11 protein-coding genes and 1 tRNA gene are annotated in these 11,268 nt (G+C 65.3%); 3 read left to right on the top strand and 9 right to left on the bottom strand.

Annotated features, from left to right (window positions below):
* Positions 1 to 58 precede the first annotated feature (58 nt).
* Complete coding sequence (locus tag ACE3OU_RS08370; RefSeq protein WP_374241092.1) at positions 59 to 418, bottom strand: hypothetical protein; 360 nt, start codon at positions 416 to 418, stop codon at positions 59 to 61.
* Between the two features lie 392 nt (positions 419 to 810).
* Here ACE3OU_RS08370 and ACE3OU_RS08365 point away from each other — a divergent pair, with 392 nt between their 5' ends.
* A complete protein-coding gene (locus ACE3OU_RS08365; protein WP_374241091.1) occupies positions 811 to 1,122 on the top strand; it encodes a helix-turn-helix transcriptional regulator in 312 nt (103 codons plus the stop codon).
* 179 nt (positions 1,123 to 1,301) lie between these two features.
* On the opposite strand, the gene ACE3OU_RS08360 is transcribed toward ACE3OU_RS08365, so the two are convergent.
* From ACE3OU_RS08360 to ACE3OU_RS08330, 7 genes are all read right to left on the bottom strand, one after another.
* Positions 1,302 to 1,377, bottom strand: a tRNA-Thr gene (locus ACE3OU_RS08360).
* Positions 1,378 to 1,428: 51 nt separating this feature from the next.
* Positions 1,429 to 5,256, bottom strand: a complete 3,828-nt coding sequence (locus ACE3OU_RS08355) for a pilus assembly protein (protein WP_374241090.1) — start codon at positions 5,254 to 5,256, stop codon at positions 1,429 to 1,431.
* Positions 5,257 to 5,285: 29 nt separating this feature from the next.
* A complete protein-coding gene (locus ACE3OU_RS08350; RefSeq protein ID WP_374241089.1) occupies positions 5,286 to 5,924 on the bottom strand; it encodes a hypothetical protein in 639 nt (212 codons plus the stop codon).
* A gap of 14 nt (positions 5,925 to 5,938) precedes the next feature.
* Positions 5,939 to 7,165, bottom strand: coding sequence for a PilW family protein (locus tag ACE3OU_RS08345; RefSeq protein WP_374241088.1), 1,227 nt, complete (start codon positions 7,163 to 7,165; stop codon positions 5,939 to 5,941).
* A gap of 9 nt (positions 7,166 to 7,174) precedes the next feature.
* Positions 7,175 to 7,642 (bottom strand): prepilin-type N-terminal cleavage/methylation domain-containing protein, encoded by a 468-nt coding sequence (locus tag ACE3OU_RS08340; protein WP_374241087.1) that lies wholly within the window; start codon positions 7,640 to 7,642, stop codon positions 7,175 to 7,177.
* Positions 7,643 to 7,658: 16 nt separating this feature from the next.
* On the bottom strand, positions 7,659 to 8,273 hold the full coding sequence (locus ACE3OU_RS08335; RefSeq protein WP_374241086.1) for a GspH/FimT family pseudopilin: 615 nt from the start codon (positions 8,271 to 8,273) through the stop codon (positions 7,659 to 7,661).
* Positions 8,267 to 8,683 (bottom strand): type IV pilin protein, encoded by a 417-nt coding sequence (locus tag ACE3OU_RS08330; protein ID WP_374241085.1) that lies wholly within the window; start codon positions 8,681 to 8,683, stop codon positions 8,267 to 8,269. Before ACE3OU_RS08330 ends, ACE3OU_RS08335 begins: the two co-directional genes overlap by 7 nt.
* Positions 8,684 to 9,046: 363 nt before the next feature.
* On the opposite strand from ACE3OU_RS08330, the gene ACE3OU_RS08325 reads away from it, so the two are divergent.
* Entirely contained in the window at positions 9,047 to 9,499 is a 453-nt protein-coding gene (locus ACE3OU_RS08325; RefSeq protein ID WP_374241084.1) for a hypothetical protein, read from the top strand.
* Here the strand turns inward: ACE3OU_RS08325 and ACE3OU_RS08320 are convergent.
* Positions 9,481 to 10,386 (bottom strand): LysR family transcriptional regulator, encoded by a 906-nt coding sequence (locus ACE3OU_RS08320; RefSeq protein ID WP_374241083.1) that lies wholly within the window; start codon positions 10,384 to 10,386, stop codon positions 9,481 to 9,483. The genes ACE3OU_RS08325 and ACE3OU_RS08320 overlap by 19 nt on opposite strands.
* Before the next feature lie 188 nt (positions 10,387 to 10,574).
* On the opposite strand from ACE3OU_RS08320, the gene ACE3OU_RS08315 reads away from it, so the two are divergent.
* Positions 10,575 to 11,267 (top strand): haloacid dehalogenase type II, encoded by a 693-nt coding sequence (locus tag ACE3OU_RS08315; RefSeq protein ID WP_374241082.1) that lies wholly within the window; start codon positions 10,575 to 10,577, stop codon positions 11,265 to 11,267.
* Position 11,268: the final 1 nt, after the last annotated feature.

Raw genomic sequence — 11,268 nt, 5'->3', positions numbered from 1 at the left:
CGAACAGGTCGGTCTTGATGGCGCTGCGCGGTTTCATCGGAGTCGGCTCGGGGCGGATTCAGAACGATGTAATTTTATCAAGGGTGGGCGAGTCGAGGTTTTTCGAGGTGCCCTTAGGTGATGGATTCTCGCGGGATTCGAGTCGTTTTTTTGCCTCTCGTGATGGCAGTAGCCACCAAACGCACGTCGCGATGCAGGCAACAACGGCAGCCATGCCTCCAAACCACCGATATACCGTTGTCCCGATGAAGAAAAGGGCCAGCCCGCCGAGGAAGAGTCGAGGAGCCCAGGCGAACAACGCAAATTGGCCTACAAGCATGACAATCGCCCAGCCGAGAGAGGCCGAATCGCCAGGGCTGACGTCAAGCGGTTCGTTCCACGGCTGATCGATTCCAGCAAACGCGCTGCTGCTACTCATCCATGTGATGACCGCAGTGATCGAGTGCCTGTCTCTGTGGCGGACGGTCCGCATGCCGCTACCTGCACTCCACCACCAGCCCCGTCCGCGGAGCCATCGCAATGCTCCCGTTCACCGGGACGGCAATCAACTCGCTCGACCTACTGACGACTTGGTATCCACTGGAGCACTTCTGCCCGGCCACTTGATAGCACTGTTCAATGGATCTCCCCATCCCGCTGCACTGCATGGCGTAGCCTGGGCGCCCGCTCGGGCCTGTGATGGGGACTGGATTTACGGACGCGCAGCCGGCGGTGGCGAGGACAACCACAGCGGCAATTGCTCTCGACAGCATTGCTCTTCCTTCGCTTGATGACGGCGCCAGCAACTGAAATAGCGCCAAATTCCTACAGTTGTGGGAAGACTGGATTGTATGCCAGCTGCGAAATTCCTCCTATCGTAGGAGGAGCAGCTTGGACGCAGCGGCAGCATTCGGAAAGGTTCTCAGGAGGCTTCGGCGTCAGCGTGGGCTGACCCAGGAGCAGCTTGGGCTTGAATCCGACTTGCGGCGGACTTACGTGAGCCTCTTGGAGTTGGGGCGCCAGCAGCCGAGCCTCACGACGATTTTGAAGTTGGCTGTAGCGTTGGGCGAGCCACCTGGCGCCCTGGTCGACTTGGCAGCGGATGAGTTACTTCGCGGCCATCCCAAGCCGCCTCAGTCTTGAGGACACCCCAATCGACCCGCCCGCGTGGCGGGTTTTTCGTCGGTGGCGCCGGGATTCGGGCGAGGGTCGGGCCGCCTCTCGTGCCTCGGCGTTGATCGCTGCGGGAGCAATAGGGGAGCAACGAATCCAGAAAGCAAAAAGGCCAACCCTCACGGATTGGCCTAAGTGCTTGAATCTATTGGTGCTGCTGACCGGAATCGAACTGGTGACCTACTGATTACGAATCAGTTGCTCTACCGACTGAGCTACAGCAGCGAAGCCCTGAATTATATTTAAGAAGCCGGGGCGGATCAAGCGTGTTGCGGGTTATTCGTGGATGATGCGCCAGTTCGTGACCCGTGGTTCGCCGGCTTCCGCCAGGGTGCTGCCGTAGATCTTGCTGCCGCCGCTCACGTCGGTGCCCAGCACGCTGATTCGGGAGCCGATGCGGACGAGGGCCGTGTCGGCGAGGCCGAGCGCGGATTTGTCACCGATCCACTCGCGACGGACGCGCTGGTCGCCCTGCATTACGGTCAGCACGCTTTGGCCGCTTCCGTAGTAGGTGGAATACAGGCGACTTGCGCCGCTGGGGCTGCAGGGGTCGTCGTTGGGCAGCGAGCCGATCCAGGTGAGAACACCGTCGTTGGCCTGGAGGTTGAGCACGATGCGCTCCGTGGCCAGTTGTTGATTGTTCTCGGCCGTGCCACCGGCTTCGTTCCAGGAACTGGTGAGATCGTAGTACCAGCCCATCGGCAAGGCATCGTCGGACGTTGCGCCGGCCAGCAGATTCGTCACGCGCGCCATCTTGGCGCGGGTGATCGGGAACGAGACGTTCTCGGGCAGCGGCACCTCGTGGGTGGCGCTGCCGTAGGCACGGCTCTTGGTGCCGTCGCGGAAGGCGTACATCGTCTGCTGCTGGGAGTTGCCCTGGTCTTCCGGCGACAGCAGGCGCCCGGTGCCGACGAAGACGTAGCGCTTGAGGTCCTTGGCGGAGTACTCGATCTTGGGGGCCGTGGTGATCGGCTGCGGCGAGCCGTCGTCGGTCTTGAGTTCGGCGATCTTGAGGGCCTCGGGGTCCTTGGTGGCGTCGCTGAAATCGAAACGCCAGAGGTTGCCGAGGAGGTCGCCGCCATAAACATAGCTCAGGGTGTAGTCGGCGTAGCTCTCGGTGTAGCCCTCGAGCTGGGCCAGGCCGGCGGGGGTCGCCTCGGAGCCGGCGCTGGTCTGGATCGGGCCCTTCAGGAGTTCGCCGGTCTTGGCGTTCAGCACGAAGATGGCGCCCTTGCCGGTCAGGGTATTGTTGTAGCCGGAGGAGAGGATCACCACCCAGCCCCAGCGACGGGTCTTGGCGATGAGCGGGCGTCCATAGCTGTAGCCCATGTTGGGGTGGGTGAACTCCCACAACACCTTGCCTGTCATGGTGGATTCGTTGAGGCTGCCCGGGGTGATGTTGGTGACATCGACTGCGATGAAGCTGCGGCCGCCCTTGCCCTGGCCCATGACCAACAGGCTGTGCCAATCGGCCGGCGTGCCGGCGCTGAAGGACGACAGGCTGTTGCCGGTGCGGGCGAAGTCCACGTCCCGGATCTCCGGTGTGGCATTCATGTAATAGCGGTGGGTGTAGGTGTGACGGGCGAGGGCTTGCAGGCCGCTGATCTGCGGCGCCTGGTCCGGGCCCTCATAGGTGGAGTAGGGCACCACGGCAAAGACCTCCTTGCCGGCGTTGGTGCCGTCGCTTGCGTCGAAGGCGTGCAGCATGCCGTCGTTTGCGCCCACGAAGACGAGGGGCGTGCGGCTGGCCTTGTCGTTCGCGAAGGTCTTGTAGCCGGGGTTGTAGGTATCGGCGTAGCCGGCGCTGGGTTTGCCCAGGTAAACCACGCGGGAGTCGACGATGTCACCCAGCAGGTTGGTCCGGCGACGGTAACTCTTGGTGACGGTGGTGGTCGACTCGTTGGTCCGATCCCCACGCAGGTAGTTGAGGATGTTCTTGCCGTCGGTGTCGTCACCGTTGCCCAGGTTGAACTTCTGGGTGGCGCTGAGGTTGTCCCAGCGGAAGGGGGTGCTCTTCAGATCGGCCGGGGCCGGGTTGGTCATGCTCTTGTCCGTCGGGGCCAGGGTGATGATGACCCGGTTGTCGCTGCCGATGTCGTTCAGCTTCGCGGCAGCGCTCCACAAGGGGGTGAGTTCGGGCTGGTCGTTGACGATTTTCTTGATCTTGGAGGCGACCACGTCGCCGGACCAGGTGCCCGCGTCGTAGCTGCCCTGGTAGGTGGTCGAGCCGCCGGTGGATTCGTTGAGCTGGAAGCTTGAGAGGGCGGTACCCGCCGCCGAGCCGGCGCCCGAGGAGATGCTCGTGAAGGCACTCTGCAGGCCAGCCTGCATATCGTCGGGCGAGCCGGCTTCGTAGTAGTTGTTCGGCAGTTCAAAGCCGCCGGTCTTGGACTTGCGGATGTTGGTCTTCTTCACGTCGTCGCCACCCCAGATGGAGGTGCTCGAATTGAAGGCCGTCGGGTTGTTGGGGTCGGGCATCTTGTAGCCGCCATACTTGGCGGCCAGCCAGTACTGGTTCTTGTCCTTGTAGCCGCTTTCCTGGACGTCCATCCAGTAGGTCGAGATGGTCTGGGTGCCCTTGATGTCGGAGCGGAGATCGTTGAAGTGGGCGTAGTAGGCGATGCCCGCGATCATGTAGCCGGCTTGCAGGGCGGGCTGGGGGACGAGCTTGCTGCCAAGGTTGCTCTCGCCCTCGAGATTGCCGACCACGTCGGTCCAGCCCTTGGCGGTGTTGCCGGCCATGTTGCTGTCCACGTCGCTGGGGATCGGGGAGTCGCCGCCCGAGAGGTTGCGGTCATAGTTGGTGTTGACGTCCCCGATGCCCAGAATGTAGTTCTTCTTGCAGGAGAGCGCGCCCTGCTTGGGGTACTTGGCGTCCATGGCGGGGTCGTTCCACTCGGTGAACACCGGGAAACCGTCCCGCTGGGTGGCGTCCACGCTGTTTACGTAAGAGGCGGTTGGCTTCAGGCCCTTGAAATACTTGACGGCCTCGGCATACATCTCGCTCACCGGGTCGTAGGCCTTGTATTTCTTGCTGCTCTGGCCGAACTTGTTGAGGTAGTTGATCGTGCCGCTGTCGACTTTCTGCGGCGATGCCTGCATCTCGTAGGGGTCGTCGAGGAAGGCGCCGGTTTCGGTGATTTCGTTGTCGATGCTCTGGACCTTGGCGCGCAGCACGCCGCCATCCCGCGTGGTGCTGGTGTCGGCGAGATAGCCGAAGGCGCCGAAATACATCTTGTCCTTGTATTGCTGCATCAGGCCGACGGGCTTCCAGACCACCTTTGCGCCGGTCGCGTCGACGTATTTGCGGCAGTTGCTCTCCAGATAGCTGCTCGCTCCGGTCCCTTCGTCACGGCAGACCTCGACGTTGACGTTGAGTGTCGTCGTCTGGTTGACCTTCAGCGCCTCCGGCTGGTCGGCCTGGTTGAATGACCACGGTGGGTTGTCCGGCTTCTCGTATCCGAAGCGGACCTTCACCCCCATGCCGCCGTTGCGGATCCACAGGCGCCTTTCATGAAAGTCCGCGGGGAGCCCGGTGTACTTCTTGACCTTACTCCCGTCGAGAAAGCGGTCCGGGAAGTTGTAGTAGCCGCCCTGGTCGGACGCATAGGCGCGCTGGAGGATGGTCTGACCGAGGGGGGACCCGGATGCACCGGTGAACAGCTTGGGCTTGTCGGTGCTCCGCAGGCCGCCGGTGAGCACCCAGCGGAAGGTGTCGATGCCCTGCATCGTCGCCCAGTTCATGAAGTTGCCGCTCCACTTGTTGTCGCAGGCGTAATCACCGTCGGCAAAGCCCACCGGCTTGAAATGCTCGTCCTCATAGGCGTAGCACTTCTTGGGGTCGAAATAGCCCAGGTATTTTTTGCTAGTGACGAAGACTTCGTTGCCGTCGCTGTTTTTGTCCCGATGGGCCCGCGTGATCGCCGTCGGAAACTCCACCGACAGCGCGAGCAGCACGTTGGCCGGCACGTCGGCGATCGCGATCGGCTGATCTGCCAGCGGCGTCTTGGCGGCACCGGCGCCGGTGGCGATGAGTGCGGTGGCGAGGCCGGTGAGCGCCAGCGTGGCCCTGCGGAAGCCCGGCATGAAGGTCGTGGGTTTCATCTGGTGTTTCCTCTGCGATACATCGATCGTCACTTGACGCGGGTCGTGACGGTCGCCTGGACGTAGGTCTGCGTGTTGCGTACCCCGTCGCTGCGGATGGTGATGCGGTAGAGCGGCAGCGAGATCGAACCGGGCTTGTCCTGCCGGTAGGAGCCGCCGAGCTCGTAGCGGTCGGAGACGGAGCATTTCTTTTCGTCGGAGGGGCCGTAGTCGGAGCACATCCGCTCGATCAGGAAGCGCACCTCCTGGCCGTCCTGGATGACGGGCTTGATGGTCTTGAACTTGGCGTCGAAGGCGGCCTTGTCCTTGATGATCAGCGGGACGCCGCTGGCGTCGGTCTCGAGCAGGCGGGGCCAGTAGTTGAGCGGCAGCCACTTGTCGATCTTCTCGCAGGGCCCGGGGTCGCAGCCGGCGTCGTTGGCCTGGTACTCGAGAAAATCGAGCGTCTGCATGACCTTGAAGGCCTCGTTGAGGCCGATGCTGGTGCGGTTGACCGAATCGCGCTTGAAGGCGAGGTTGCCCGACAGGAGCGCCGAGGTGTCCACCGAGCGGAGCAGCGAGACGCCCCCCAGCATCATCGCCACGAGGACCACCAGCACCACGGCCAGCACCGACCCGCGGCTGCGGGACGGGCGCGGGAAGGGAAGGGGAGGCTTGCGCAATCGCATGGTTGTGGCCGCCATCATTTCGGAGTGGATTTCATGTTGCGCAGGGGAATCACCCAGTCGAACACCTGGTAACCGAAGCGCTGCTCGGTGCTCGCGAGCTTCACGGTGACCTGCCGGCTCTCGGCCAGATCCTGGAACAGCACCAGGGTGCTCGACTTGGCGTCGGTGCTCTGGCTCTGGCTGGTGCGCACGATCAGCCCGATGCGGATCGCCTTGATCTGGTCGACCCGCTGCTGGACGCTGGCGTTGCCGCTCATCAGCTCGGTGATGCTCCAGCCGCTTTCGCCGGGGGAGATCCATTCATCCACCACGTCGTCGTTGGGGATGCCGCCGGCCTTGCCGTTGTCCACGCCGTAGCGCGCCTTGAGGAGCAGGATGTTCTCGCCGAAGGACTGGAGCGGGCGTCTTTTGAGCAGGTCGTATTCGACCAGCTCGTTGTTGCTGTTCACCGACACCAGCGAGAAGGTCGGCAGCGCCTCGCGCCCGAGGTGGAAGGCCGACGGGCTGCTGGCGGTCGACTGCAGGGCGCCGTAGGAGGCCTCGCCCTGATTGAGCGGGATCACGGTGTACGACGCGGGCGAGACCACCTTGGCGGCGGCCGGCATCACGTTGAGCCCCAGCGAGATGTCGGCGACGGGCTTGCCGCCGGAGTAGTCGGCGGCCACCTGGACGATCTGGCAGTCTCCCGGCCCCTCGGGCACGTCCTGGGGCACCGCCAGCAGCAGGTCGGTGGCCGTCTGCCCGTCGTCCCTCAGGCCAATGCCGTTGGGGTTGGTGACGGTCAGGGAGGTGCCGGTGGAGTCGAAGGGGATGTCCCGGTTCGAGGAGGCCGAGTTGCCGGCGATCACCAGCAGGGTGTCGGAGCCGGTCGAGCCGTTCTGGATGCCGACCGGCAGCACCCGGACCGACTTGGGGAAGTTCTCGAAGGGGGCCGGCAGCGTGGACGCCGGCAGCAGGGTGCTCCCGCCGCGGTTCACCTTCAGCAGGCAGCTCCAGACGTTGCGGCCCTGCACCAGCCCGGCCCCGCCTTCCTCGATCATCAGGTTGAGCCGGGCGCCGACCACCGCCGCGTTCTGGATGCTGTCGGCGGCACCGCTCACGTTGCGGCGGAAGCTCTCGCTGGAACTGAAGGACTTGAAGATCACCAGGGACGCCAGCAGGCCGACGGCCATGCCGACCATGACCTCGACAAGACTGATGCCGCCCTGGGCGCCGGGCCTGGGCATGGAACGCTCGGACATGTGGGTTTCCTAGAAAAGCAGTGCGCGGGTGACGTAGTACCCTTTGACTTCCTTGATCTGCTTCGCGTCCTTGGCGACGCCGGGCATCTCCCAGCGCACCTCGAGGTCGACCAGGAGGGTGCCCTTGGTGGCGGAGGAGGTGAAGGTGGGCGTGACCGTCACGTTGGGCAGGCGCGAGGCGCCGACCACCCGGTTGTCGAGCCAGGCCTTGTACTTGGGGCCGTTGGGATAGGCGAACTCGCTGGCCACCAGATTGACGTCCGAGGCCGTCATCTTGGCCAGCAGCTCGTCGGCCAGCATGGCCGCCTCGGTGCGGAAGCGGCTGTCGGTGGCGATCTTGGTGGACGCAGCCTGAAAACCGATCAGGCCGAGCAGGCCCAGCGAGAAGATCAGCAGGGCCACCAGGGCCTCGAGCAGGATGTAGCCGGATTGGGGAGATTGGGCGGCTGTGGCGGACGGGGTCTGCTTGGTGTTCATGTCGAACTCCCGGGGGTCAGGCTTTCGGGCACTTTTCAAGGCTGATCTGCGGCTGGCAGGCAAAGGGTTCGCCCGACTCCAGCGCAGGGTTGCAGAGTTTGACGCCGCCACCGGGCGTCACGAAGACGCACAGGGCCTTGTCGGCGTTGCTTCGCGAGATGCGGTAGACGCGGTGATCGGCGACGGCCGCGCCCGCGGTGTCGAGCACCCGGCCGGTGCCGCTGAAGAGCACGCTGGCCGGCCCCTCGAGGCTGATCTCGGGCGACACCTCCTTGAGCAGGAAGCCGTTCACGTAGGCGGCATTCTGGTCGGCCAGCGGAGTCAGCCCGTCCAGCGCGCGGATCGCCCAGTTCTTGCCGTTGGCGCTCGCGGTGAGGGTCTTGATGGTGGAGACGGAGGGGGTGCCGTCGGTGAGCAGGAATTCCACCCGCAGGTTGCGGCGGATCGCCTCGGCCTCGGCCTGGCGCAGCCCGTTCTGCAGGATCTCGGCCGCCGACGTGACCGAGGTGTTGCGGATCCACTGGCTCATCTGGGGAATGCCGATGGCGCCGACGATGCCGACGATGGTGACCGTGATCATCAGCTCGAGCAGGGTCACGCCCTGCTGGCCTGCGCGCCGCAGCGTCAGCATGAGGTGGCTCCCTTCGACATCAGCCAGCACGACTGGGTGGCGGCGACGGCGGGCGTCTTGGAGGTTTTCTCGCCGGACTGGTTGATCGTGTAGGTGTAGCCGTTCATGCCCTTGGCGGACTGGCCGGTGGCGGTCATGGTGAAGGTCGTCGACGAGCAGTTGGAGACGGCAACGTCGAAGGGCGCATCCTGGAACACCGGGCTGAAGTCCAGATCGCATTTGTACGTCCGCTCGGAGTTGAAGACCTGCTCCATCCGCACCTTGGATTCGGACAGGGCAGCCACCCCCTGGGCGATCTTGCCCTTGATGACGTGGTCGCTGTAGGCCGGCACCGCAATGCTGGTGATGATGCCCACGATGACGACGACGATCATCAGCTCTATCAGGGTGACGCCACCTTGCTTCTTCATCTACATAATCTCCTTTCAAGCTAAGATGACACCGGGAAAGCGCGAAGGCGAGTCCCTCGCGACCAGCGGAAAATGTGTGCCGACGGGCGGCACCGGCGCCCCCAACCCCCGAGGCTATCGTGCACCGCATGCCTCTCCATCACCCCGCAAGTCACTGATCCGGTGTTTCAATTTCTTGCAAAGCGGCGGTCGCCGTGTGGCCGTCTGGCGTGGGCGCTGGTGCTGTCGGTATTCATTCATGGCGCCCTGATCGCGCTCTGTACTTATTTCGGATCGTCGCCCCGGATGGGGCCTGGACGGGCGCCTCTGCTGGCGGCCCGCCTGGGTGCGGCCCCGATGTCCGGCGCCCCGCGCCCGGCCCCCGTGGCGCAGCCCGCCCCGGCGTGGGCGGTGGCCGAGCCCGGGCCGGCGCCCCGGGCGGATGCCGATCCCGTTCCCGAGGCGCGGCGCGAGGCGGATGTCGCGCCGCCGACGTCCATCCTGCCCGCTTATTACCGTCCCACCTCGGCCCTCAGCCGTGGCCCCGAACTCCTCACGCCGCCGGCGGACGGTGACTGGCCGCTCCTGCCCGACGCACCGCCGGGCCGTTTCCAGCTCGAGCTGGCGATCGGCGCCGACGGCACCGTTCATCGGGTCGTTCCCCTGTGCGAGGAGGCCCTGTGCCCGGCGGCGGAGGCGTACGCGGAGCTGGTCGGCCGCTGGCGCTTCCAGCCCGGCGACTTGAACGGCGAGCCGATGCCGAGCCGGCTGCGCCTCGAGTTCGAGATCGGGCTGCCGGCGGACGAGCCGGGCGAGGATCAGGCGCCGCGCCAGTAGTCCGGTCGCCCGAAGCAGCCCCGCAGGTAGTCGATCAGCAGGCGTACCCGCAGCGGCAGCCGGCGGTTCTGGGGGAACACCGCGTAGATGCCGGTCGACGGCGCGGCGAAGCCGTCGAGCACCGACACCAGCGCGCCGCGGGCCAGGTCCTGTTCGACTTCCCACATCGAGCGCCAGGCGAGCCCGATGCCGCCCAGCGCCCAGTCGTGGAGCACCGTGCCGTCGTTGCACTCGAAGCGCCCCGACACCTTGATGGTGCGGGTCTGCCCCGGGGTGTCCGGGTCGGAGAACACCCAGCCGCGCTGGGGGTCGAGGGACAGGCAGTCGTGGCGCACCAGGTCGTCCGGGTGGGAAGGGGTGCCGTTGCGCGCCAGGTAGGTCGGGCTGGCGACGACCACCCGCCGGTTGTCGGCCAGGCGCACCGACACCAGGCTCGAGTCGCTCAGCTCGCCGATGCGGATCGCGCAGTCGATGCCCTCGTTCACCAGGTCGACGAGCCGGTCGGACAGATCCAGGCTGCAGCTCACCTCCGGATTGGCCGCGAGGAAATCCCGCACCAGCGGCGCCACGTGGCGTCGCCCGAAGCCGGCCGGCGCCGAGACCTTGATGTGTCCGCTCGCCTTCACGCCGCCCAGGCTCACCGACGCCTCGGCGTTGGCGAGGTCGTTGAGGATGCGCTGGCAGTCTTCCAGAAAGGCGCTGCCCTCGAAGGTCAGGCTGAGCCGGCGCGTGGTGCGCAGCAGCAGCTTCACCCCCAGCCGCTCTTCCAGCGCGTCGATGCGTCGGCCCATCACCGCGGGCGTCACGCCCTCGGCCCGGGCCGCGGCCGACAGGCTGCCGCGGGTGGCGACGCTGACGAAGGCGGCAATCTCCTTGAAGTTGTTCATCTTGTACTAAAAGTAAAAAATCATTTGATTTTATTATGGCTTCTTTTTTCTTTATGCATTGAATAAACTTCGCTGCATTGCGGTAGAGGAGACAGCCTCCCGTAGGGTGCCACCGGGCCAGCGGGCCGGTAGAAGCGCCCGCGGGACGCACCCGACCCATCACCCCCGGCAGCGAGGATCAATCCAGCATGGCGCAGCAACCCCGAATCCAGGCCGTCGCGTTCGATGCCTTTGGCACGCTCTTCGACGTCTACTCGGTGGGCCTGCTGGCCGAGCAGCTGTTTCCGGGCAAGGGCGCTGCGCTTGCCGAGTTGTGGCGCCAGAAACAGATCGAATACAGCTTCATCCGCAGCCTGTCGGGCCGCTACAAGCCCTTCTGGGATATCACCCGCGACGGCCTCGACCACGCGGCGGCCCGCCTCGGGCTGGCGCTGGACGGCGCGCGGCGCACCCAGCTGATGAATCAGTATGCCTGCCTGTCGCCGTTCCCCGAGAACCTCTGCGCGCTGCGCCGCCTCAAGGAGGCCGGCCTGCCGATGGCGATCCTGTCCAACGGTACCCCCGAGATGCTCCAGGTGGCGATCAAGAGCGCCGGCATGCAGGGCCTGTTCGACCATGTGCTGTCGGTGGATGCGGTGCGCAAGTACAAGACCCACCCCGACGCCTACGCCCTGGCGCCCGCCGCCTTCGGCTGCGCGCCGGAGCGCATCCTCTTCGTCAGCTCCAACGGCTGGGACGCCGCCGGCGCGGGCTGGTATGGCTTCACCACCTTCTGGATCAACCGTGGCGGCCAGCCCGGCGAGGCGCTTGACATCGCCCCCACCGCCACCGGCCGCACGATGGACGACGTGGTGGCCTATCTCATTGGCGGGCGGGGCTGAG

This window comes from Zoogloea sp. (assembly GCF_041908905.1).
Classification (GTDB): Bacteria; Pseudomonadota; Gammaproteobacteria; order Burkholderiales; family Rhodocyclaceae; genus Zoogloea.
This window is presented reverse-complemented; position numbering and strand designations above follow the sequence as displayed.

What these genes read in the sequence shown, in the direction of transcription:
- ACE3OU_RS08355 (WP_374241090.1), bottom strand. Translation starts at nt 5,256, where the DNA reads ATGAAACCCACGACCTTCATGCCGGGCTTCCGCAGGGCCACGCTGGCG.
- ACE3OU_RS08335 (WP_374241086.1), bottom strand. Translation starts at nt 8,273, where the DNA reads ATGCTGACGCTGCGGCGCGCAGGCCAGCAGGGCGTGACCCTGCTCGAG.
- ACE3OU_RS08370 (WP_374241092.1), bottom strand. Translation starts at nt 418, where the DNA reads ATGAGTAGCAGCAGCGCGTTTGCTGGAATCGATCAGCCGTGGAACGAA.
- ACE3OU_RS08320 (WP_374241083.1), bottom strand. Translation starts at nt 10,386, where the DNA reads ATGAACAACTTCAAGGAGATTGCCGCCTTCGTCAGCGTCGCCACCCGC.
- ACE3OU_RS08315 (WP_374241082.1), top strand. Translation starts at nt 10,575, where the DNA reads ATGGCGCAGCAACCCCGAATCCAGGCCGTCGCGTTCGATGCCTTTGGC.
- ACE3OU_RS08340 (WP_374241087.1), bottom strand. Translation starts at nt 7,642, where the DNA reads ATGAACACCAAGCAGACCCCGTCCGCCACAGCCGCCCAATCTCCCCAA.
- ACE3OU_RS08350 (WP_374241089.1), bottom strand. Translation starts at nt 5,924, where the DNA reads ATGCGATTGCGCAAGCCTCCCCTTCCCTTCCCGCGCCCGTCCCGCAGC.
- ACE3OU_RS08345 (WP_374241088.1), bottom strand. Translation starts at nt 7,165, where the DNA reads ATGTCCGAGCGTTCCATGCCCAGGCCCGGCGCCCAGGGCGGCATCAGT.
- ACE3OU_RS08330 (WP_374241085.1), bottom strand. Translation starts at nt 8,683, where the DNA reads ATGAAGAAGCAAGGTGGCGTCACCCTGATAGAGCTGATGATCGTCGTC.